23 protein-coding genes are annotated in these 23,024 nt (G+C 59.4%); 7 read left to right on the top strand and 16 right to left on the bottom strand.

The features are described 5' to 3' along the window. The first annotated feature begins 275 nt into the window (after positions 1–275). The 7 genes from BLV61_RS00790 to BLV61_RS00760 all read left to right on the top strand — a co-directional run bounded on the left by BLV61_RS00790 (position 276) and on the right by BLV61_RS00760 (position 6,897). Entirely contained in the window at positions 276–1,166 is an 891-nt protein-coding gene (locus BLV61_RS00790) for a helix-turn-helix domain-containing protein (RefSeq protein WP_047529135.1), read from the top strand. 92 nt (positions 1,167–1,258) lie between these two features. Further along, positions 1,259–1,516 (top strand): hypothetical protein, encoded by a 258-nt coding sequence (locus BLV61_RS00785; RefSeq protein WP_090461818.1) that lies wholly within the window; start codon positions 1,259–1,261, stop codon positions 1,514–1,516. Positions 1,517–1,978: 462 nt separating this feature from the next. Continuing rightward, the gene (locus BLV61_RS00780; RefSeq protein ID WP_425272112.1) at positions 1,979–2,254 is read left to right on the top strand and encodes a DUF2251 domain-containing protein; all 276 of its coding nucleotides are present in this window, start codon (positions 1,979–1,981) and stop codon (positions 2,252–2,254) included. Between the two features lie 1,030 nt (positions 2,255–3,284). After that, complete coding sequence (locus BLV61_RS00775; RefSeq protein ID WP_090461816.1) at positions 3,285–4,622, top strand: MFS transporter; 1,338 nt, start codon at positions 3,285–3,287, stop codon at positions 4,620–4,622. Between the two features lie 305 nt (positions 4,623–4,927). After that, on the top strand, positions 4,928–5,620 hold the full coding sequence (locus BLV61_RS00770; RefSeq protein ID WP_090461814.1) for a 3-oxoacid CoA-transferase subunit A: 693 nt from the start codon (positions 4,928–4,930) through the stop codon (positions 5,618–5,620). 8 nt (positions 5,621–5,628) lie between these two features. Further along, a complete protein-coding gene (locus BLV61_RS00765; protein ID WP_047529126.1) occupies positions 5,629–6,270 on the top strand; it encodes a 3-oxoacid CoA-transferase subunit B in 642 nt (213 codons plus the stop codon). Positions 6,271–6,453: 183 nt separating this feature from the next. Then, positions 6,454–6,897, top strand: coding sequence for a hypothetical protein (locus tag BLV61_RS00760; RefSeq protein ID WP_090461812.1), 444 nt, complete (start codon positions 6,454–6,456; stop codon positions 6,895–6,897). Between the two features lie 319 nt (positions 6,898–7,216). On the opposite strand, the gene BLV61_RS30615 is transcribed toward BLV61_RS00760, so the two are convergent. The 16 genes from BLV61_RS30615 to BLV61_RS00680 all read right to left on the bottom strand — a co-directional run bounded on the left by BLV61_RS30615 (position 7,217) and on the right by BLV61_RS00680 (position 23,019). Further along, entirely contained in the window at positions 7,217–7,498 is a 282-nt protein-coding gene (locus BLV61_RS30615; RefSeq protein WP_139213587.1) for a hypothetical protein, read from the bottom strand. Positions 7,499–7,510: 12 nt separating this feature from the next. Beyond that, entirely contained in the window at positions 7,511–8,551 is a 1,041-nt protein-coding gene (locus tag BLV61_RS00750; RefSeq protein ID WP_090461810.1) for a 3-ketosteroid-9-alpha-monooxygenase, oxygenase component, read from the bottom strand. A 178-nt stretch (positions 8,552–8,729) separates the two neighbouring features. After that, entirely contained in the window at positions 8,730–10,142 is a 1,413-nt protein-coding gene (locus tag BLV61_RS00745; protein ID WP_081997879.1) for a DUF1329 domain-containing protein, read from the bottom strand. A gap of 112 nt (positions 10,143–10,254) precedes the next feature. Beyond that, on the bottom strand, positions 10,255–11,463 hold the full coding sequence (locus tag BLV61_RS00740; RefSeq protein WP_047529120.1) for a helix-turn-helix transcriptional regulator: 1,209 nt from the start codon (positions 11,461–11,463) through the stop codon (positions 10,255–10,257). Positions 11,464–11,554: 91 nt separating this feature from the next. After that, on the bottom strand, positions 11,555–12,763 hold the full coding sequence (locus BLV61_RS00735) for an acetyl-CoA C-acyltransferase (RefSeq protein ID WP_081997878.1): 1,209 nt from the start codon (positions 12,761–12,763) through the stop codon (positions 11,555–11,557). Between the two features lie 7 nt (positions 12,764–12,770). Then, positions 12,771–13,241, bottom strand: coding sequence for a MaoC family dehydratase (locus tag BLV61_RS00730; RefSeq protein WP_047529118.1), 471 nt, complete (start codon positions 13,239–13,241; stop codon positions 12,771–12,773). A 10-nt stretch (positions 13,242–13,251) separates the two neighbouring features. Further along, positions 13,252–14,037, bottom strand: coding sequence for an SDR family oxidoreductase (locus tag BLV61_RS00725; RefSeq protein ID WP_047538666.1), 786 nt, complete (start codon positions 14,035–14,037; stop codon positions 13,252–13,254). Between the two features lie 176 nt (positions 14,038–14,213). After that, complete coding sequence (locus BLV61_RS00720) at positions 14,214–15,092, bottom strand: SDR family oxidoreductase (protein WP_047529116.1); 879 nt, start codon at positions 15,090–15,092, stop codon at positions 14,214–14,216. Positions 15,093–15,159: 67 nt separating this feature from the next. Further along, a complete protein-coding gene (locus BLV61_RS00715; RefSeq protein ID WP_047529114.1) occupies positions 15,160–16,311 on the bottom strand; it encodes an acetyl-CoA C-acetyltransferase in 1,152 nt (383 codons plus the stop codon). Between the two features lie 3 nt (positions 16,312–16,314). Then, complete coding sequence (locus BLV61_RS00710; RefSeq protein WP_047529113.1) at positions 16,315–17,373, bottom strand: acyl-CoA dehydrogenase family protein; 1,059 nt, start codon at positions 17,371–17,373, stop codon at positions 16,315–16,317. A gap of 10 nt (positions 17,374–17,383) precedes the next feature. After that, positions 17,384–18,541, bottom strand: a complete 1,158-nt coding sequence (locus BLV61_RS00705; protein WP_047529111.1) for an acyl-CoA dehydrogenase family protein — start codon at positions 18,539–18,541, stop codon at positions 17,384–17,386. Positions 18,542–18,550: 9 nt separating this feature from the next. Next, entirely contained in the window at positions 18,551–19,303 is a 753-nt protein-coding gene (locus BLV61_RS00700; RefSeq protein WP_047529109.1) for an enoyl-CoA hydratase family protein, read from the bottom strand. Next, positions 19,300–20,412, bottom strand: a complete 1,113-nt coding sequence (locus tag BLV61_RS00695) for an NAD(P)H-dependent flavin oxidoreductase (protein ID WP_090461808.1) — start codon at positions 20,410–20,412, stop codon at positions 19,300–19,302. The genes BLV61_RS00700 and BLV61_RS00695 overlap by 4 nt, the downstream gene beginning before the upstream one ends. Further along, positions 20,409–21,317, bottom strand: coding sequence for an enoyl-CoA hydratase (locus tag BLV61_RS00690; RefSeq protein WP_047529105.1), 909 nt, complete (start codon positions 21,315–21,317; stop codon positions 20,409–20,411). The genes BLV61_RS00695 and BLV61_RS00690 overlap by 4 nt, the downstream gene beginning before the upstream one ends. Positions 21,318–21,333: 16 nt before the next feature. After that, positions 21,334–22,131: a CoA-transferase subunit beta gene (locus BLV61_RS00685; protein WP_047529103.1), complete on the bottom strand. Its 798-nt coding sequence runs from the start codon at positions 22,129–22,131 to the stop codon at positions 21,334–21,336. 12 nt (positions 22,132–22,143) lie between these two features. Then, positions 22,144–23,019 (bottom strand): CoA transferase subunit A, encoded by an 876-nt coding sequence (locus tag BLV61_RS00680; protein WP_090469653.1) that lies wholly within the window; start codon positions 23,017–23,019, stop codon positions 22,144–22,146. Between the last annotated feature and the right edge of the window lie 5 nt (positions 23,020–23,024).

Genomic DNA, 23,024 nt, shown 5'->3' with positions numbered 1-23,024 from the left:
TTTCCCTGGACAGGAAAATTTCGAAACCATCAGCTCATGGGAATTAGTTGGTATTTTGTTATGTCTTTTTCATATTGGCGTTCGGATTTTTTATAATAACTTTAAGTCGCATGGCGATTGATATCTCTTTCGACACCGAGAATCCCATGCTAGTATCCCGACATGCTGCATATACTAATAAAAACAATACTAGCCGACCACCTCTTGAGTGCTTTCAATTCTGCGTAGGAGCGCAATAAGAGCAAGGGGGACGGCCCTCAAATGAGACTTTAAGTATGCCGACTGTCATTACTCCAAAGGAACTTCTCAAGTGGGTGCCAGGCGTAGTTCTCAGCTCAAGCGAAGAACTCGGCTGGAAAGATATAGAGCAGCGGTCATATCGATACAAAGGTCAGGACGTCCTTATCCCACCCCTCGATCATTTCATGATCGTTTATTATTTCCTGGGCCATACACCGATGGATAGATGCGTGGATGAAGGGTGGACGCGTACCGCTTGCGCTCCGGGCGATATTTCCCTGCTTACAATGTCACAGGACTCCCATTGGAACTGGACCGAAGACATTGATGTTTCTCACCTCTATCTTTCCAATGCGCTGATGTCACGTGTTGCCATGGATGTTATGGAACGTCCGATTGAAGAGGTCCGCCTGCATGATCTGCTCCGTACGCAAGACTCGATTCTGACTTCCATTGTCAGCGCAATTACAAGCGAAGTCAGAAGCCGTGGAATTGGTGGATCGTTGTATGTTGAGGCCTTGAGCATGCAGTTAGCCATTCACCTTCTCCGAAATTACGCCAGCGTCACCTTTAAAGAATCCTGTACGCCTGGTCGCCTATCTCAACAGCAGAAGAAACATTTGCTCGACTTTATCGATAGCCATTTGGAACAATCCATACGCTTGGATGAAATGGCCGATGCAGTAGGCTTGGGAGTCTGGACATTCTCGAAAAAATTCAGCGAATCATTTCATTGTTCGCCACATACATTTGTCACCGAGCAGCGCGTCGAGCGAGCGAAGCGGCTGCTGTACAATGGAACACTTTCGATTAAAGAAATTGCATATCATTGCGGATTTTCGGATCAGGCGCATTTAACTCGCATCCTGCGTACCAAACTTGGCGTGACACCTACACAACTAAGGCGAATTAAAAACCAAGAATAGCGTGCCTGCAAATATCGAAATGAATTTTTCTGCTTCGCTGAACAAGGGCAAGCGAAGTCAAGCATTTGCCGTCAACTGCTATCGGAAAAAACATGGACCTTTTAGACATTCTATCATCCGCTGTCATATCGGTATTGGTTGCGGCGCTGATAACACTCAGAACCATAGACAGGAAGGTCCGGATCGAAAACATCACGCAGGAACGTGCCAAATGGGAAGAGAAGATTCGCGGTAAATCCCAGTTAACCCTCACACGACGTCCGGGCGAAACCTCTATCCCGAAACAACATATGCCTTGCGAGTCTGCAACCATCGGCGAGGCGATGTCTGATCCGACGGATAAAACATAAAGCGGGCCATCTGGTGCATGATTTGATGGAGCAGAGTAGGGGAGCGCGACCCTATCGTCTTGGAAGTCTTTACGACGAAATCTTGGTGGATCAGGGATCGGATCTCAGTGGATGCGACAGGGAGATCCTTAGGGGCGGTGCCATCGTATTCTATCGTCCAATAACCGCCTCTTTATTATAACTAAACTAAATGGATATTTAGTTTAGTTATAATTATCAGTTATTTGTCGGTAGCGCAGGGCAGGTTAACCACCGTCATCTTGCCGTTGTGATCCGCCAATGGCTGTTGGCATTATCGAATGCTCCAGATATTCACCCCGTAAAGGAATACCCGATGCCAAAATACCTGACAGCCGAATCTGAACTGCATGTGGGCCAAGGCTCCGTCACAGAAGCACTGCGGAGGCAGGAACTTACGTTGTCGTATTCGAAGACGACGAAGATACCGGCTATTTCTACGCGCTGGACACAGCGGCTGAAGGCAACCCGATTCAGGATGCACTGCATATCTACAACGTGGCGGACGTTTCTGACAAACACAAACCCTCCAGCGTGAAGATCGGCTGGTCGGTTGATCACAGCAAGGCTGCGCTGCTGATCAACGATTACCCGCATGCCATATTTGATTTCACGGCGAAGCAAGGATATTGCCGTACCGGGTTCCCGCCGCAAAGTGACAATGGCTGGTCCGAGCGTGGACACGAATGGGATGATTCGGCGCTTGAGTTGTTTGCGTGAAACAGCATCAAATTGCGTTAAACGCCATGTGTCAGGAAGCATGGCGACTTGAATCGTAATTTCGTCACGGTGTTTTCTCGCATGCGAGAAATTCGACTTGGCTAGCCTGGTCACCAGGTGAAAAGCGGCAGCAAAGACACCCAGGCTTCGTATATCACAGTTCGCATAATGTATATTATGTTAAATGCAGTATTGCTCGATTAATGATAGGCGCGTTTAGTTCTGATTCTCTCCCCCAGTGCCCAATTGCTCATCAACAGCGTCGTCATGCTGCCTGGGTGTTGTCCTGCGTTCCGTACTGTATTGGATTGCCAGTTTCATTGAGCAAAACTTCGCCCGCGCCCCTAAGCAACGCAGGACCAGCAACCACATCGTGTGCAGACACGTGCAGCTAGATACACCGCACGCGCCATCGCCAACGACTACTTTTGCAGCCCGTATGCAACGAGGACATGGCGAAAAAACTACTTGGAGCGCAGCGCTCATGATTATTTCTTCTTTATTCACGGCAGCCGAACTGAGCATCACGCGGCTATCACTTGACCAAATCATGTCCGGAAGTTTGAGAACTGCGTATTTGCCATCGCGTAGCAAGTTAGACAGTCCTTCACTCCAAGTGATGCAGTCTGGAATTCCCTCTAGCGTTACAGGTGCATAAACCACACCTGACATCTCCTGTCAGAGCATGGCCGGTCTCGTTCCCCTCGAGGTCGAATAAAAACAGGTCAAGCAACTGACGTAATAGCTGTTCAATTTCGACATCGACCACTGCCTTACCCCCCTGCCCCTCGCCCCGTCTGCTCGTTGCCATTCTGTTACAAGAAGTTGTCTGCCTTGCAAAGCAGTGGGGTTATCAGGGCCACTGACGTTTGAGGGCACGTGAAATTGATCATGCAATAGCAGTTCATACCTTCTAGGTATCAAACACCACTCAAATGATATTAGACCCCGGTGAGTTTCGAACTTAGCCTGTGATCCGTAAGGCTATGCGTACGCATAAAAAATAAAAATGCCTTTTAATGGAGCAATTATGAGTACTCATTGTTCGATTCCCACGCTTCTCGACGGCACTCGAATCAGCGCATTTCAATGGAAAGTGTTTGGCCTCTGCTTTTTCGTAGCCATACTCGACGGCTTTGATACTCAAGCCATTGCCTTCACAGGTCCCTCAATCACTCAGTTTTTCGGACTGGGCGCAGGTGCATTGGCACCGATTCTCACCGCCGGTATTGTCGGCATGGTGCTCGGGGCAATGACATTGGGACTGTTGGGCGACAAATTTGGTCGACGACCGACCATTATCGGATCGGTCACCTTATTTGGTGTGGCCTCCTTAGCCACCGCATTTGCGCACACTACCGAACAAATTCTGGTTTTGCGGTTTATCGCGGGACTTGGAATGGGCGGCGCAACGCCCGTGGTTCTGTCGCTTGCGGCCGAGTACGGCAGCGCCAAACATCGCGGCACAATCATGACCACTGTTTTGCTTGGATTGCCTGCGGGCGCCATTCTGGGCGGATTGTTGGCGGCAAAAATGCTGCCCTCGATCGGCTGGCAAGGTATTTTTGCGGTTGGCGGCGTAGTGCCGCTGGCGCTGGTGGGGGTATTAGTGTTCGCGTTGCCTGAGTCGCTGTATTTTTTAGCGAGGAATCAATCAACTCTCAGCCGCCAAAAGATTGCGCGAATTATTGCCAGCATCACCAAAACCCAAACAACACCCGACGCCACTTATAGCGTTCCTGAGACGGAAGTCAAAACCAGAGTGGCTTCGTTGTTCAATGGCGGCCTGGCTCGTAATACCCTGGGGATATGGACGGTCTACCTGTTTAACTGGGTTGCCTGGTTTATGTTTCTATCCTGGCTGCCCACTGTTCTTAAAGCGACCGGATTACCCGCAGAACAGGCGCCTATGGGGACTGTCGCGGTCAATGCAGTGTTTGTTGCGTGTGCCATACCACTGTCTATCATCTTGCCGAAGATCAACACGCGGCTTTTGCTGCTTATCCTGTTCCTGTTCGGGATCGCGCTTTGCTGGGGACTGGCTAACAGTGGCACCAATTGGACCCTGGTGTTCATCCTGGCCGGCTGCGCCGGTGTAGGTATCGGAGGTCAGCAAATAGTATTGAACTACATGGTTGCCCAAGCCTACCCCACTGCACTGCGTGCAACCGCAACAGGCTGGGCTATTGCACTGGGGCGGGTCGGGGCCATTATCGGATCGGCAAGCGGTGGCTGGTTTCTTGAACACAGTGGGCCCGCTGGCTACTACTCAGCGCTGATCATTCCACTGATCATTGCCGCAGCCGGGCTGCTCATTATTCGCCCTCAAATCGATGCGGTGGAAGGTCATCCGCTCGCCACTCATTGACGCTCAGCGGTTACACGGGAAGGTCTCGAGGAGGACGTTCATTAAGGTTCGTCTTCCTCTAACCCCGGTACAACCCAACCCAATGCCAAGGATGGGTTCGCTAACCTCGCACATGCACAGCTGAATGCTCCAAGGTACCTGTCACGGTGTTACGGTTTCGTTCGCTAATCGCACGACATCACATGTCGGGACACCCTCCTTGCCCCATTGTTTGGCACGCTATGCACATCTTAACCGTCACGATGATCCAGCGGTTTTTTCCATCGGATCATTCTGTTCAGCCAACATAAAAACGGGAGTACGTCTTGATCAACAAAACATTTGAGTCCGTCGCTGCTGCACTAGACGGCATTGCCGATGGTTCGGTCATCATGGTGGGTGGCTTCGGCACTGCCGGGATGCCGTCGGAGTTGGTAGATGGTGTCATTGCTTCCGGCGCTCGCGAGCTGACCATCATCAGCAACAATGCCGGCAACGGTGAGATTGGTCTGGCGGCACTGCTCAAGGCCGGGCGCGTTGCCAAGGTCATCTGTTCGTTTCCACGCCAATCCGATTCCTATGTATTCGACGAGCTCTACCTGGCAGGAAAGGTACAGCTTGAAGTCGTGCCACAAGGCAATCTGGCCGAACGTATCCGCGCGGCAGGCTCTGGAATCGGTGCGTTTTATTCGCCCACCGGGTTTGGCACGTTGCTGGCCGAAGGCAAAGAAACCCGAGTGATCGACGGTCGCAACTATGTACTGGAAATGCCGTTGCGCGCCGATGTCGCACTGATCAAGGCCGAAAAGGGCGATCGCTGGGGCAACCTCACCTATCGCAAAGCCGCGCGTAATTTTGGACCGATCATGGCGATGGCGGCGACAACGACAATCGCCCAGGTCAATCAGATCGTCGAGTTGGGAGAGCTGGACCCCGAACACATTATTACCCCGGGGATCTTCGTTCAGCGCGTGGTCAAAGTGCCGCGTGCCCCTCTCACGAAAGCCAACGTCAACTGAGGCCCGCCATGACTGTTATGAAAAAACTATCGCGTAGCGAAATGGCCCAACGAGTGGCCGACGATATTCTCGAAGGCTCTTACGTGAACCTGGGCATTGGCGTGCCCACGCTGGTGGCCAACTACCTGGGTGACAAGGAAGTGTTCCTGCACAGTGAAAACGGTGTACTGGGCATGGGCCCGAGTCCTGCGCCGGGTGAGGAAGACGATGACCTGATTAACGCGGGCAAACAGCACGTGACGCTGCTGCCCGGTGGCGCCTATTTTCACCACGCCGATTCGTTCTCGATGATGCGCGGCGGGCACATCGATATTGCCGTGCTTGGCGCCTTCCAGGTCTCGGTCAACGGCGACCTTGCCAACTGGCACACCGGCGCCGAAGGCTCCATTCCGGCAGTGGGTGGCGCGATGGACCTCGCGACAGGCGCGCGTCAGGTGTTCGTCATGATGGATCACCTGACCAAGACGGGCGAAAGCAAATTGGTGCCGCAATGCACCTACCCACTGACCGGCATTGGCTGCGTGACTCGGATTTATACCGACCTGGCTATTCTGGACGTCACCGCGGAAGGCTTGAAGGTCCTGGAGATTGTCGCTGATATCAGCTTTGAGGACTTGCAAACGCTCAGTGGCGTGCCCTTGATTCGATAACGGATCGAGTCGGTTGGCTCGTTACAGGCGGGCCAGCCATCCAACTGTTTCAATACATTCAAAATTGCAGCGCATTTCATAATGGAGGATGACCGCCCATCAGCTAGATCCCGCGCCCAGCGCAGGCCACTAGACTACACAGGGGGACATGAAATCAACGCACTTCAAATCAGGAGTTCTGTAATGAACAGAAAATCTTGGCTGGCGTTGGTAGTGATGGTCGGGACGATTTCAGGTTGCGCAAGCAGAACCGAGGTTGTCGATGTCCCCCTCAATGCTACCCCGCAAAACGCCGAGCATATCGCTCGAGCCACCCTCAGCCCGGTGGGCAACCAAACCAGCATCTGGCTCACCGTCGGTGGTGTCCCTCACGACCTGGCTGTACCTAGCCGCCTCGTTACTGCGATCTACTCTGGCTCGTGTCAGCAATTGAGCGCACAACCGGTGTACAAGACCCATCAGGCCAACAGCGTCGATTATCCATCGCTGGCCCCGCGTACCCAGCAATGGTCCCAGGCGCCGGTCGCGCTGAGCGAACTGACCAAGGGTGACTATGTCTTGCTCGTTCGCACCAGCCCGGCGGACGGTAGCCGCCCTCTTTTCTGCGGCAACATCAGCGCGAGCTAGAGGCGCATCAGGCAATTCGTTCGGTACCGTGGCTTGCGCACATCCACCAGGCCACGATGAACCCGCGCTTTTCAGTGAGCGCACCTTGCGCCCGTCGAGAAATTTATCCAACGCCTCGGCATCGCCATGGGAGCGGCTGGCGACCACGTCCAGTCCCTCCTCCGATACCGTCCGGCATTGAATGACCTCGCGTTTTCCTGCCTGCTCGATACAGGTCGCCTCGTCTCGCTGCTCACGGAATGGTCGTGTGGACATTGAAGGGTCATGAAACAGAAAAAGGCGACAGGGATGTCGCCTTTTTTTATGCGTAATGCCGCCGCTAGCGAAGGTTAAGCCAGTTCGGAACGCTCTGGCTGATCGCGACGCAACCCGCATACTGCTTGCAGGCTTTTACGCTGGGAGATTCCGCTGGTTGCGAGACCTGCACGGTGAACACCAGCAGGAACAGAATCAGCAGGCAAACATGATAGGCAAGAAGACTTTTTATTTTCATTGTCAGTGCTCTCGTGACCGTCAGGTCGGACCTATGTCGTTCAAGAACCCGGAACGGGTGACCTCTTTCCGACGCCCCATGAGCGACACGGCATGGCGTGTCGCTCATGGGGCCTCACCTTCAGCGCTCGTCGACCGTGATGAATTCACGGCGTTCGGCCATGAACGCGGGCACGTCATCCTCATTGGTGAAGAACTGTTCGTACCACTCGCGCAACTGGTACACCGGGCCGTCGGTTTCAGCCAATATCGGCTTATCGATCCGTATCTTGTGCTTCCAGATCACGACGTCCTGATAGAACGAATCCCGATTGCCCTGGACATAGGCCCTGGCCACCTCCTGGTTCTGTTCTTCAGTCCAGCCCGGCACCCGTTTGACCATGCACCCAAAACGTAAATCGAAGCTGTTCGGCGTCACTGGCACGTGGCTATTGAGCAAAATGGCGTGGATGCGCACATCGCCGAACATCGAGCTGATCTGCGTGAAGTGGGTAGCAGGGCCGTAGTAGGCCGATGGCGCGATCAGGTCGCCACCCAGGCGCTCGGAGTCACCATGGAAAATCTGGTGCCCGATGTGACCTTCAAAGACGTTGGCGAAGTATTTGGTGGGCGTGCCGTGTACCGGTCCGAAATGCTGGGCGTCCACCAGGTTATCGACCAGTTCCCGTGGATTGGTCTCGATGTGCATGGTGTCGATGTTCCAGTCATGGATCCAGTCCGGGTCGTCCATCTCCGGCAGGTGCGGGATGACCACGCCTTCTTTTGGCGGACGGCCCTCGGGATTGTTCCAGATGAACAGCAGGTTATTTTCTTCGCAGGTCAGCCAGCTACGGGTCTTGGCCTTGGGTGGAATGCGCTTGCAGTAAGGGATCTCCACGCATTTGCCGCCCGTGTCGTACTTCCAGTGGTGGAAGGGGCAGACCAGTTTGTCGTTCTCGATGGTGCCTTGCGACAGATCGGCGCCCATGTGCGGGCAATAGGCATCCAGAACGCTGATGTTGCCTTGGCTGTCGGCGAAGGCCACCAGCCGGGTGCCAAAAACTTCCAGGGTATGGGGCTTGCCGTCACGGTATTCGCTGGCATTGCCCAGGCAATGCCAGCCACGCGCGTAACGGTGGGTGCGCTGGGCGTTCTCGACATTGATCTCAACGAGTTTCGTCATTGTTATTGTTCCTCGATTGCAGACTTCGGGGCGGGTAATGCCCCCAAGAAATACAGGGTGATCCCATGGCAGGCATCATTGAACAGCTGCGCAAGGAGATCATCCTTCAGTTGGACTAGATCAAACGCGATCCATTCTCAAAGGGTGCTCACTGCTCGATGAGCACCCTGCTCCACGGCTATTGACCGAATCGACGGGCGGCTTCCGGGCCGAAGTCCCGCGGGCTGAAACCCGGCTTGTTCAACTGGTAACCACTGCGCTGTTCATTGATCAGGTTGAACGCCAGGTAGCTGCCGGCATTGAGGTCGTAGTACAGCCCCACACCCGCTTGCGGTCGCTGGCTTTCATAGGCGTAGAAGAAATTCAGCATCGACGTCCGCCATAGCTCGCCACGGTTGTCGTAGTTGTCGGCCAGCATCGGGAACCAGGTGTCTTCATCGATGTACAGCTTGCGTTTGCCGTACAGATGGCGATAACCCGGCTTCAGGGTGCCTTCCAGCTCCCAGACCCGATGACGCTCGTAGCGCATGGCGTCCTGATTGAAGTGGCCCGGGGTCAGCAAATCGGCGTACTTGAGATTCGCCGCGTGCAGGCGATACGTGTTGTAGGGGATGAACATCTCGCGCTTGCCGACGATCTTCCAGTCATAACGCTGGCCCGAGCCGTTGAACAGCCGCACTTCGTCCACGGTGATCGAACCGCCGCTGCCAGGGAACGACATGTCGAAGCCATACCCCGGCGACTGGCGCACACGACGGGTACCGGGGTCGTAACGCCAGGCCTGGCGGGGTTCGGTCTTGTCGTTCCAGAACTCGGTGCCGGTATTGATCTCGCCCTTGTCCCGTTGTGGCAGAAGCGTTTCGTTGAGGTAGAACGCCGAGTTGCCCACCGTCTCGCCTTTCTTGCCCGGTTCCAGCGACGGCGCCAGGTTGCGCGAGTGCACGCGACCCCAGTTGATGTTGCCGTCCTTGAGCACATAGGCGTTGTCGGAGGTGTACTCCTCGGTCCAGGCGCGCAAGGTGAAGGCCGAGGCGTTCTTCAGCAGCTCCAGGCCGCTGCGTGGTACGGGAAAGGGCGTGCCACCGGTTTTGCCCACCACCCCTTCACCGTCATCGACCAGTCGCGCGATGCTGGCGTTTTCGCGGGTGGCATTGCACACCCCATCATCGAAACGGAAATCCCGGTGCGAGGGATAGACCGGCATCTTGTACGTAGCCGGGTACAGCTTGAACAAGGCTTTCTGCCCGTCGGACAGATACTGGCTGTATTGCGCCAGGTTGGCCGTGGTAATCACGAACAGCGGTTTTTCGTCCGGGTACGGGTCAATGGGATGGTTGCCGGTGCCCTTGAAGTCCACGTGGGGTGGCACCCCCAGCCACTTGCCACTGAACGCCGGGATGCTGCCATCGGCATTGGCGCTCTTGTCGGCGCCGACACAGGTCAAATCCTTGCCCAGGCGCTCCACATCTTCGGGTGCCGCATTCGCCGTGGCGATTGCACTGCATCCCAATATCAACCCCAACACCCAGCTGGGAGTGGCGTTGGCAGGCCGCGAGACAAGACAACTGGAGGCCAGGTTACTGCCGGTCATTTTTATTCTCCTTGGTTACCGATAGCGGTCACCCAGTATCGGCAGCCCAAGGATCGAGAAGCATCGTCCGCACGGACTAACGCATTTTTACCCGGCGCCCAAGCAATACCACTTAAAGCGCTGGCTCGGCCAAACCCGGTCCGTGGGGCTGCGCCAACGCCACGACACTGTTGAGCATGATCCTCACCAGTTCGGTCTGGCGACGGACACCGGTCTTGGAAAAAATCGAACGCAAGTGCGCACGGGCTGTGTTGCGGCGAATACTCAATGTCTCCGACGCCTCCTCCAGCGACAGACCGTTGGCCAGCTCCAGGGCCAGCGCGGTTTCCGCCGGCGTCAGGTTGTACAACTGCGAAGTCGCCACGTTACTCACCAGCGACTTGCTGACCGCGTCGCGCACATACACCACGACCGTCGGTTTCCCCCTGCCCTCGACCAGCTCCTGCGTCGGTATCAATTCCACTACCACGCCCAGGCTGACTTTCCCCGAGGGCCGGGAAATCGACATGGCCTCGGCACCCTGCACGCCGGCACCGCCCGAGCTTGCCCGCTGAAAGGCATTACGCACCAGGCGCAGCAGTTCGCGATTGTCACTCGGGTAAATGGCTTCGAGCCGACCGCCAACGACTTTAAGGCCGTCCTGACTGTCGAGAATCTCCCGGGCCACCGAATTGAGCTGCACTACACTGCCGTTCTCATCGAGGACGAAGGTCGCCACCGCCATGCGGCTGATGGTTTGCGAATACAGGCTGCCCAGGGATTCACTGCGATCAAGCTGTGAATGCATGTGCAACGCACGGCGCAAATGCGGCAGGAGCATCTCGCACATGGCTCGATCGACGTGAGAAAACCGTGCCTGATCCCGTGGGCGGTTGATCCGGAAACGTACGGCGCTGCCATCGGGCATGCGGATATCGGCACCCAGCATCTGATGACAGTTATAGGGTTGGCAGTAGAGCAGATAAAAAGAAGAACCAAGCCACTCGGCCTCGCTCACCAATTCATCCACGGTGAAAACCGTGTCGGTGGGCAGATTGTCGAACAGCGTGGATTTGGAATAGTAGGCGTAATGGTTGATGCCCCCCTCCCCCAGCTCGACATCGCCGGCGACCATCATCGGCGACAGCAGCGGCTCATCCTGAACGCGCAGGATCAAGGTCACGAAATTGGCCTTGAACAGTGAACGCAGCTGGCGCAACGAATCACCCAAACGGCGGATATCCATGGCCGAATCGTACATGTTGCCGATGAGCCGTTCGTAGTCTGAAAGCTCCAGCCCCATCTCAGTCAGGACCTGTGTGTTCGTCAAGCGACTTTGCATTGCCACTCCCCCGGCAGCGGGCCCGGACTAAGGGGCCCGCTTGAATCAATGGTCATGGGTGATATCGATGCGCATTGCACCGTGGTCCATCTTAAGGCAGTTCGAACAACCCGGCCGCGCCCATGCCGCCACCGATGCACATGGCAATCACCACATAACAGGCGCCGCGACGACGACCTTCCAGCAGTGCGTGACCGACCATGCGCGCACCGGACATGCCGAACGGATGGCCAATGGAGATTGCACCGCCGTTGACGTTCAGGCGTTCGGCCGGGATTTGCAACGCATCGCGGCAATGCAGCACCTGGCAGGCGAAGGCTTCGTTGATTTCCCACAGGCCGATGTCCGCCACGCTCAGGCCAAAGCGCTTGAGCAACTTGGGCACCGCCACCACCGGGCCGATGCCCATTTCCTCGGGGGCGCAGCCGCCCACGGCAATGCCCCGATAGATGCCCAGCGGAGTCAGCCCGCGACGCTGGGCTTCCACGCGACTCATCAGCAGGCTGGCCGATGCACCGTCGGAAAACTGCGAAGCGTTGCCGGCAGTAATGAACTCCCCCTGCTCAATCCATTTACCGTCCTTCCACACCGGCTTGAGCGACGCCAGGTCCTCCAGGCGCGTGTTGGGGCGATTGCATTCGTCGCGCTCGACCACCACACGCTGATGACCGCTGGGTTGGCCGGCGGCATCGAAACACAGCTTGTCGACGCTCAAGCCAACGATTTCCTCGTCGAACAATCCGTCACGCTGGGCGGCGGCGGTGCGCAGTTGGCTCTGCAAGGCATACTCGTCCTGAGCAGCGCGGCTAATGCCGTAGCGACGCGACACGATTTCAGCGGTTTCCAGCATCGGAATGTAGGCGCTGGGCATGATCTGCAATACGGCTTCGGACTGGGCGCGATAGCTGTTCTTGTGCTTGGTCTGGGTCAGTGACAACGATTCCACGCCACCGCCGATGGCGATGTTCAACTCGCCGGTCATGATGCCCTTGGCCGCGACGCCGATGCTCATCAAGCCCGAGGCGCACATGCGATCCAGGGCCATGCCCGGCACGGTGTCCGGCAAGCCGCCGGTATAGGCGCACAGGCGGCCGATGTTGTAGGCCTGGGTACCCTGCTGCACCGCAGCGCCCATGATCACATCATCCACTTCACCCGGTTCGATACCGGCCCGCTCGACCACGGCCCGTACCACGTGTCCGCCCAGCACCGGGGCTTCGGTGTCGTTGAACGAACCGCGAAACGACTTGGCGAGCGCGGTCCGCGCAGTAGCAACGATGACAACTTCATTCAAATCCATGACAGGCTCACTCGGTAATAGGGTTGAAGGTGTAGCGGCTGATCGTGTCGATTACACAGCCGGGGCGCGACTGGCCCTCGACTTCCACAGTGACGCGCACCACCAGTTGCACGGCGTCCGCCAGTTGTTCGGCACGCACGATGCTGGCGCTGCCACGCACCCGCGATCCAACCTTGACCGGTGCCGGGAAGCGCACGCGGTCACTGCCGTAATTGACGCCCATCGCCATGTTGTCGATCGTGAGCAATTGCGGCAGGAACAGGTTAACCAGCGACTGGGTCAGGTAACCGTGGGCGATGCAAGCACCGAACGGGCCGGTGGCGGCGCGTACCGGATCGACATGAATCCACTGGTGATCGCCGGTGGCTTCGGCGAACAGATCGATGCGCGCCTGGTTGATGGTCAGCCACTCGGTGCAGCCGAGGTCCAGGCCTTCGGCCTCGAGCAACGCCCGGGCACTGCTGAAAACATGAGTCATCGCCTACTCCTCAGGCTTGTTGGGAACTGACGGACAACACTTCGCCGACCATGTAGGAGGCGTAATCGCTGGCCAGGAACATCATCACGTTGGCGACTTCCCAGACTTCGGCGGCACGCCCGAACGCCTCGCGCCCGGCCAGGCTGGCGAGCAGCTCTTCACTGGAAGCCTTCTTGAGAAAGTCATGCAGGGCAATCGATGGCGACACCGCGTTGATACGCACGCCATACTCCGCGGCCTCCAGCGCGCTGCAACGGGTCAGCGCCATGACCCCGGCCTTGGCCGCGGCGTAATGCGCCTGTTCCTTCTGGGCGCGCCAACCGAGGACCGAGGCATTATTGACGATGGCACCCGCGCCACGGCGTTGCATCGGCCCCAGCATCGCGCGGGTCATGCGAAACGTGCCCGTCAGGGTCACATCCAACACCCGCAGCCACTCTTCGTCGCTCATCTCGACCACGCGCTTCTGGCCACCGAGGCCCGCATTGTTGATCAGCACATCGACGCCGCCGAGGTGTTCCTCGGCGCTCGCCACCAGGGCCTGGACCTCATTTTCGAGGGTGACATTGCACAATTGGCCATAAATGGCTTGCAGGCCCGTTTCGGCCTTGAGGCGCTCCACCGCCTCTTCAAGGCGACGCGGGTGCACGTCGGAAATCATCAATGCCCGGCAGCCCTCCTCGGCGCTGCGCCGGGCGGCTGAGTACCCGATACCGGCACCTGCGGCGGCTGTAATCAGCACCGACTTGCCTGCCAGCAGTTGATGACCGGGAACATAAGGGGGGGCTTGTTTCACAGCGTCTACCTCCAGGGAATGAATGCCCTGCATTTGTAGGGAGGGCGCCAGGCGGGCGCATCGTCAAAACAGGGTATAAAACCCCGGTGTCCCTGGGAGCTCGGTTTGCCCGCGAAGAACGAAAAGGCGCAGTAACAGACACGCTGCTGCGCCCGGTTCGAAGGCCAGCTTGGCGACTACGTGCCCCACACCTTCTGAGCCTTCGGGGCTTCGGCGAGGATCTCGGCTACGGCGCCACCAATTTCCTCCACCTGCCACCTCGCCCCCTTGTCGCGGGTCACGCCGGTGCGCCAGCCGTCCCCGAGGGAAATTCGCCCGCCCTGGCTCTCGAACACCTGGCCATTGACGTGGGCCGATTCCGTGCTGCCAAGCCACACCACCAGCGGTGCAACGTTTTCCGGGGCCCAGGCATCGAAGCTATCGTCCTCGGGCTTCTTCACCACATCAGGCATCGCGCTTTCGGTCATCGAGGTACGCGCTGCAGGGGCCAGTGCGTTGGCGGTGATGCCGTAACGCGCCAGTTCGGCCGCCTGGACCAGCGTCAACGAGGCAATCGCGCCCTTGGCCGCTGAATAATTGGACTGCCCCACCGAGCCCTGGAGACCCGCGCCGGAGCTGGTGTTGATGATGCGACCGTCAACCGGTGTACCGGCCTTGGCCAGATCACGCCAACGCCGCCCCAGCAGGTTGGCCAGGCAGTAATGCCCCTTGAGGTGCACGCGCATGACCATGTCCCAGTCTTCTTCGCTGAGGCTGATAAACATGCGGTCGCGCAGGACCCCGGCATTGTTGACCAGCACATGCACTTCACCGAAGGCCCCCAACGCCGCGTCGATGATGTGCTGCGCGGTGGCCAGGGTGGTGATGTCGTCACTGTTGGCGATGGCCTGGCCACCACTGGCGCGGATTTCGCCCGCGACGTCTTGCGCCGCATCGGCGCGGATATCGTTGATCACCACGTTGGCGCCCGCTGCGGCGAACGCCAGCGCATAGGCGCGACCGAGCCCGCCGCCGGCCCCGGTGATGATCACGGTGCGGCCTGAACATATAGCCATGCTTGACTCCTTTGACTGCACGACCGCACGCCCCACGGGCGGCGGTACGGATGGATAAGGGAAAACCCTAGAGGCGTTCGATGATCGTGACGTTGGCCTGGCCACCGCCTTCGCACATGGTTTGCAGGCCGTAACGGCCACCGCTGCATTCCAGCTCGTTCAGCAGCGTGGTCATCAGCCGGGCTCCCGTGGCACCCAGCGGGTGACCCAGGGCGATGGCGCCACCGTTGACGTTGGTGCGCGCCGGGTCGTAGTCGAGCTCCTTGGCCCAGGCCATGACCACGGAGGCGAAGGCTTCGTTGATCTCTACCCGGTCGATATCGCTCATGCGCAAACCGGTTTTCTCCAGGGCCCGACGGGTCGCGGCGATCGGCGCGGTCAAGTGCCAGATCGGGTCATCGCCCAGCACCGTCAGGTGATGGATACGCGCGCGAGGCGTCAGGTCATAACGCTTGAGCGCTGCCTCCGACACCACCAGCAATGCCGCCGAGGCGTCGCAGGTCTGGCTTGAAACAGCGGCGGTGATCGAGGGAAATTGCGGGTCCACCGGCTGCAATTCGGCCATTTTCGCAAGACTGGTCAGGCGCGGCGTTTCATCCACTCGCAAACCGTTGCAGGCAACGATTTCCCGGGCGAATCGCCCGCTCTCGATGGCGGCCAGGGCGCGGGCATGACTTTGCAGGGCGAAGGCCTCCATCTGCTCGCGGCTGATGCCCCAATGATCGGCGATGCGCTGCGCGGCGTAGAACTGGTTGACCGGTTGATCGCCGAACCGTGCGCGCCAGCCTTCACTGCCGGAAAACGGATCGGGATAACCCAGCGCCTGCCCGGCCAGCATGGCCGAGGAAATCGGAATCCGGGTCATGGTTTGCACCCCGCCGACGGCTATCACGTCCTGAGTGCCGCTCATCACCGCCTGCGCGGCGAAATGCAGCGCCTGTTGTGACGAGCCGCACTGACGATCAATCGTGGTGCCGGGCACGTTCAGTGGCAAACCGGCGGCCAGCCAACTGGTGCGGGCGATGTCCCCGGCCTGGGCACCGATGGTATCGACGCAACCGAAGATCACATCGTCATAGTCTTCGCCGGGAATGGCGTTGCGCTCCACCAACGCCTTGAGCACCCGGGCGCCCAGGTCAATGGCGTGAACGTCGCTCAAGGCACCCTTGCGCTTGCCGGTCGGGCTGCGCAGTGCATCAACAATATAGGCCTCTGGCATGACTCACTCCTCGAAGGTATGGCCCGGGCCCAGGCGGGCACCATCGGCGAACACGTACTCGCCGACACGGGTTTTATGGAAACCGCGATCCCCCCAGGACGCATCGAGCGCCCAGGCACGTTTCATGAACATCTGCAGGTCGACTTCCCAGGTGTAGCCCATCGCGCCATGCACCTGAATACCCTTGCGCGCCGCGATCCAGCTGGCTTCGCAGCAGGCCAGGCGGGCCTGGGAAACCCATACGCCGGCATGGGCATCGCCCCTGGCCAGGCCATGCGCGGCGCGGTACAGCACCGGTTTGGCCTGTTCGATATGCCGGGCAACATCGGCCAGGTGATGCTTGACGGCCTGGAAGCTGCCGATCGGCTTGCCGAACTGTTTGCGCTGCGCGACGTAGTCCACGGACAAATCGAGCATGCGTTGCGCCAGCCCGAGCAGTTGCCCGGCCACCGACAAGGCGCCACGCTCGAGCAGTCGTGCCTGCAGGGTACGACCCAAAGCGCCGCTGGCCACGCAGGTGGCCGGGGTCGGGTTCCAGATAACCCGCCCCAGACGCCGGGACGCGTCGATGCTCGGCCGTTGCTGAACATCCACCTGGGCGCGCGGCACGATATGAATGTCGTCGCCATCGGTCAGGATCAAGACTTCAGCCAGCTGAGCATCACTGACCAGCGGGTTGACGGGATGACTGATGGCAATGCGCACGGTGCCTTCGGCAATACGCGGTAAAAGACTGCTGCGGGCCGGGTGCCCGCTTGGCAGGCTGGTGAGCAGCCCGGTGGCGACATACGCAGTGTCGGCCAGGGAGTCGGGAATCGCGTAATACCCCAGCTCCTGGGTCATCAACGCCCAGGCCAAATCGTCCATGCCCAGGCCGCCCTCGGCCTCCGGCACCGACAAGGCGGTCAGGCCCTGTTCGGCAATCTTGCCGCGCAGGTCCGGTGAACGACCGACATCGGTCTCCCAGATTTCCCGGAGCATTTCCGGGGCGGCTTCGGTCATCAGGAAACGACTGATGGCTTCGCGAAACGTCAGCTGGTCATCGGTAAAAGTGAAGTCCATGGCCCGTTCCTTATTTCGGCAAGCCGAGCATCCGCTCGGCAATGATGTTGCGCTGGATTTCGTTGGTTCCGGCGTAGATCGGCCCGGACTGGGCGAACAGGAACCCCTCCAGCCAGCCCGCCGCATCGCCCTCCACGGGCGGCAGCAGCTCGGCGCGGCCACCGAGAATGCGCATCGCGGTTTCGTGCATTTTCAGGTCGAGCTCCGACCAGATGATCTTGTTGATGCTCGACTCGGCACCAATCTGCTCGCCCCGACTCAGCCGGCCGACCGTGTAGTAGGCCGACAGGGCATACGCCTCGGCACCCATCCAGGTTTCCAGTACCGCGTCGCGCAGGCTCGGGTCGCGGTCGGCGCTCTCGCGGTTGGCCTTGTACAGTTCCACCAGCTTGCGCGCGGTGTATTGGAAACGCGCCGGCGAACGCAGCAAGAGCCCGCGTTCAAAACCGGCGGTGGCCATAGCCACATGCCAGCCCTGACCTTCGGCACCGATACGGTTGGCCACCGGCACCCGGACGTCGTCGAAAAACACTTCGGCAAAGGCATCCTTGCCATTGAGGGCCTTGATCGGGCGAATGCTCACCCCCGGTGCATTGAGCGGCACCATCACGAACGACAGGCCATGGTGGCGGCTCGATCCCGGTTCGCTGCGAAACAGGCCAAACAGCCAGTCGGCGAATATCGCCCGGGTCGACCAGGTTTTCTGGCCGTTGATCACGTAATGCTCGCCGTCGAGTGTCGCCTTGCTGGTGATCGCCGCCATGTCCGAACCGGCGTTCGGTTCCGACCAGCCCTGAGCCCACATGTCGAGGCTGGCGGCCATGCGCGGCAGAAACCGCTGCTTCTGTTCAGGCGTGCCGAATTCCATCAGCGTCGGCCCCAACAGCAACTGGCCATTCTGGTTGACCCGCATCGGCGCCCCGGCGCCGTAGTACTCTTCTTCGAAAATCAGCCACTCGATCAGGTCACAACCGCGACCGCCCAGTTCGGCGGGCCACATCACCATCGACCAGCGACTCTCGAACAGCTTCGCCTCCCAGGCACGGTGTTGTTCGAAGCCTTCGCGGGTGTCGTAGCTGGCCAGCGGCTCGCGCGGCAGGTTGGCCGCCAGCCAGGCGCGCACTTCGGCGCGGAAGGCGGTTTGTTGGGGTGTGTAAGTCAGTTCCATGGCGTTCCCTCAGAACTTGGCGTCGCGTTTTTCGACGAAGGCCCGGCGGGTCTCCGCGGAGTCCGGGCTGCTGTAGGCCTGCATCGTGAAGCCCTGCTCCCAGCGATATTTGTCTTCCAGGTTGCCGTCTTCGATACCGTTCAAGGCTTCCTTGGCGATACGGATCATGCTTGGGCTTTTTTCGGCGATTTTCGCCGCGATGCCCAGGGCGGTTTCGCGCAGTTGGTCCTTGCTGACAATCCGCTCGATAAACCCGTATTGCAGGGCTTCGGGCGCACCGATGCTGTCGCCGGTAAAAAACAGGTAGCGCACCTTTTGCACCGGGAACAGACGTTGCAAATGCGCACCGCCCCCCATCGCGCCACGGTCGACTTCCGGCAAGGCGAAAGTCGCGCAGTCAGACGCAATAACGATATCCGCCGCCCCGGTGATGCCGATGCCGCCGCCCAGGACGAAGCCGTGCACCGCGACAATGACCGGCACCGGATTGCGATGCACGGCCTTGAACGTGGCGTAGTTGCCGGCGTTAACGTCGACAATTCGCTCGGGGTACTTATCCAGTTCCTTGATGTCGACACCGGCACAAAAGCCCCGGCCTTCGGCGCGGATGACAATCACGCGGACTTCGGGGTCGGCCCCAAGCGCCTCGATCTGTCGCGCCAGGGCGTGCCATTGCTGACTGTCAAGGGCGTTGACCGGTGGTTTGGCGATCACCAGTTCCGCGATCCCCTGATTGAGTTGTGTGGTAAATGCCTGGTTCACAGGGGTTCTCCAATACTGGCGGGATGGTTCGATGAATGGGTCTGGCGGCGGGCCAGGAGCGCGTCTAGGCATTGCTCGGCTTCACTGGCGATGCCTTCGATGACCTCACGGCAACTGAGCAACTCGCCGATCGCCGCAGCGACCTGGCCGCTGGGCAGGATGCCTTCGTCCGGCGCGCCATCGACCATTGAGCGTTGCAGCAGCACCGGCTGGTTGGCAGCCATAACCACTTGCGACAGCGCGGACGGGTCTTCACGCAACGCACGGACAAATACCGTGGCCATGTGCCCCAGGCTCATGCCTGTGTGCTGCTTCCATTGCCAGGCGCTACCCAGGGCCATGCGCAAGCGCCCGAACGGGCCGGCCTTTTCCAGATGATTGATGAAGCGGTTTTCGATCATGCGATGGCGCATGCCGTCCACCGCGGTGGTGACCCGCACCTGTTGCGGGTCGCTGACCTTCAGGTAGCGCTGCAACGTCGCCGGCGGCGTCGGCGATTCGCGAGTCATGAGGAACCGCGTGCCCATCGCGATCCCGGCACCGCCGGCGGCCAGCACCGAGGCCAGACCACGGCCCGTGGAAAACCCTCCGGCGGCGATCACCGGCACCTTGACCGCTGCCAGTACCTGGGGCAACAGGATGGAACTGGGCACACCGCCGGTATGACCGCCGCCCTCGCCGCCCTGAATGGTGATCAGATCGGCGCCGAGTTCCACGGCCTTCAGCGCATGTTTGAGTGCCCCCACTGTCGGGATACAGAGCACCTTGGCCGCCTTGAACCGCGCGATGGTCTGTTTGTCCGGGCCGCGCCCGTAGCTCACGGCACGCAGGCGGTACTGGATCGCCAGATCGACGCACTGCGCGGCGTTGTCCTGGAACATATGGAAATTGAGCCCGAAGTTGCTGCCCCCGGTGGCGTCGATCACCTTGCGGATTTCGCTTTCCAGTTCGTGAGCGGGAATGGTTGCACCGGCCAGGAAACCAAAGCCGCCAGCCTGGGTCGTGGCGATCACCAGGTTGGCGTCGGCGACCCAACCCATCGCGGTTTGCACAATCGGGTAGCGACAACCGAGCGCCTCGGTCAAGGGCGTATCAAGCCATCGGTTCATGGGCGTTTGTCCTCGGCCTGCTTGTTGGCCCGGGCCATGCCTTTGGCATCGAAGCCGCCCAATTTGTCGCCGGACAACAGCTCGTTATGGGCGTGGGCGAAATGGTGCCAGGCGAACACTGCATCCATGGCCGTGCGCTTGCCCTGCAGGTCTTCGACGTGGTTGATCGCCTGCTTGGTCAGTGCCAGGCCCATGCGTGGCTGGCGGGCGATGCCGGCGGCCAGTGCATAGCACGCTTGTTCAAGCGCTTCACGGGGCACCACGCGGTTGACCATGCCCACTTGCCAGGCCCGGTCGGCGCTCATGCGGTCGCCGGTAAACAGGAATTCCTTGGCGATGCGTGGGTTCATTTCATAGGGATGGGCAAAATACTCCACCCCCGGAATGCCCATGCGCACCACCGGGTCCTGGAAGAATGCGTCATCGCTGGCAATGATCAAATCACACACCCAGGCCAGCATCAGCCCACCCGCGACACAGGCACCCTGGACCATGGCAATGGTCGGCTTGGGCAATTCGCGCCAGCGCCGGCACATGCCCAGATAGACCTCCTGTTCCCGGGCGTAAAGTTGCTCGCCACCGGGTTTGTTGGTGTGGTCCCACCACAGGTGCGCGCGCTCGAACGGTTTGTCGATATCGCGCCCCGGCGTGCCGATGTCGTGACCTGCCGAGAAATGCTTGCCGTTGCCCCGCAAGACGATGACCTTGACCTCGTCATCGTTGACCGCCTCGCGAAAGGCGGCATCCAGGGCATAGGTCATCTGCGAGTTTTGCGCATTGTTGAAGGTCGGCCGGTTCAGCGTCAGCGTGGCAATACCCTCGGCCACGCTGTACAGCACCGGTGTGTCTGTTTCGTAGACGGCTTTGTCCTCACGGACGACGAATTCACTCTCGCTGCTGTGCATGTTCACTGTCCTCGCCTCAGGCCTGACGGATGCCGGGCGGATTGCCCTTGATCGCCGTAGCGCGGTAATCGTGGGGATCGAGTCGGCGGATCAGGGCCAACTGCTCTTCGGTCGGGTGCACCGTTTCATGCAGTTGCGCCGATTTGAGCAACGGGAAACCGGTGTTTTGCTGGACCTGCTCGAAGGTCACGCCGGGGTGCAACGAGCGCACCTGCACCGCACGGTCGGGGCCGTCGAAATCGAGCACGCACAGATCGCTGACTACCCAGCGGATGTCCATCAGGTCGCGGCGCGCACCTTCGGGCCAGCGGTCGGCCTTGAAGCCGACGCCGGACACCATGTCCACCTCGCCGCTGACGAACACCCGGGTGTTGTGGCTGGGCACGAAAAACGAGTTCAGGTGGTTGATGCTGTTGCCCGGCAAACCGCGCACGCCGAGGATCGCGGTCTTGGGCTTTTGATAATCGCCCACGCAGGACAGGTTGGTCTGGCCCCAGCGGTCAATCTGGGTCGGGCCGATCATCGCGTGACGGCGACCACCCCAGACACATTCGAAGACCCGCTCGAACGACAGGTAGCCCGAGTAACGCGGCACGTAGTCGCCACGCGGGCCGAGGGGAATCGGCTCTTCGACCAGGAAGGCTTCGCTGTCGGTCATCAGCAGCTCGGGGCTGTGGGTCAGTTTGGCCAGGCTCGCGCCAAGGCGCGGAATCACGCCAAGACCCGAGGCAATCACTTCGCCATTGCCGCGCCAGGCCTCGGAGGCGGCGACGATCATCAGTTCAGCCAGGGTGAAGTCACAGGTTGCAGACATAGTCGCTAATCCTCAGAACACGGGAAGGGGCAAGGCGCCCATGGAGTCGGCACCGCCGTTCTGTGCCTGATAGGCCTGCTCGCCGCCGGCGACGTAGGTCTGCACGTAGTCCTGCCAGCCGTTTTCCGCCTGGCTGCTGGCGACATAGCCCTTAAGATGTTTCATGTCCCAGCCGTAATCAGGGGCGCAAGCGGTCGGGTGTGCACCGAGCGGTGCATGCACCACCCCACTCACCAGATAGCGCTCGAAGGTATTGAATCGAGCCTGCTCGGCGCTCAATGCCAGACGTTCTTCCAGGCGTTCGCAGGAGACGAAACACTGTTGCGCGGCACGGGCGAACAGGTGATCGAAATAAGGGTCCGGACCGGTCACCAGGGTATTGCCCAGGCGATCGGCGACATTGACATGGACAAAGGACACATCGAGATTCAACGCCGGCATCGCCAGCAGTACCTCGCCATCGGCATAAGGCGACGCGACGGTCTTGAGTTGCGGATTCAGGCGCATGACGTCAGTCGCCAGACCGCAACGGGTCGGCAGAAATGGCAGGCGCATGCCGGCGGCGCGCAACCCCCACTGGAACATGCCTTCGTCGAGCTCCAGCAACTCCAGTTCACCGGCCTCGCGGGCCTTGCGGTAATAGGGTTCCAGGGGAATGGCGTCGAGGGTGGCGAAACCGAACACCAGTTTCCTGACCTTGCCGGCGGCGCACAGCATGCCCACTTCCGGGCCGCCGTAGGCCACCACGGTCAGGTCCTTGACGTTTGATCGCAGGATCTCGCGCACGATCGCCATCGGCTTGCGCCGTGGCCCCCAACCGCCGAAACCGATGGTCATGCCATCGCGTAATTGAGCGACCGCATCGGCCGCTGTCATCTGTTTATTTATCATGA

Origin of the sequence: Pseudomonas mohnii (assembly GCF_900105115.1) — a bacterium.
Lineage (GTDB): Bacteria > Pseudomonadota > Gammaproteobacteria > Pseudomonadales > Pseudomonadaceae > Aquipseudomonas > Aquipseudomonas mohnii.
The sequence above is the reverse complement of the archived record's forward strand: the minus strand, read 5'-3'. Positions and strand labels throughout refer to the sequence as shown.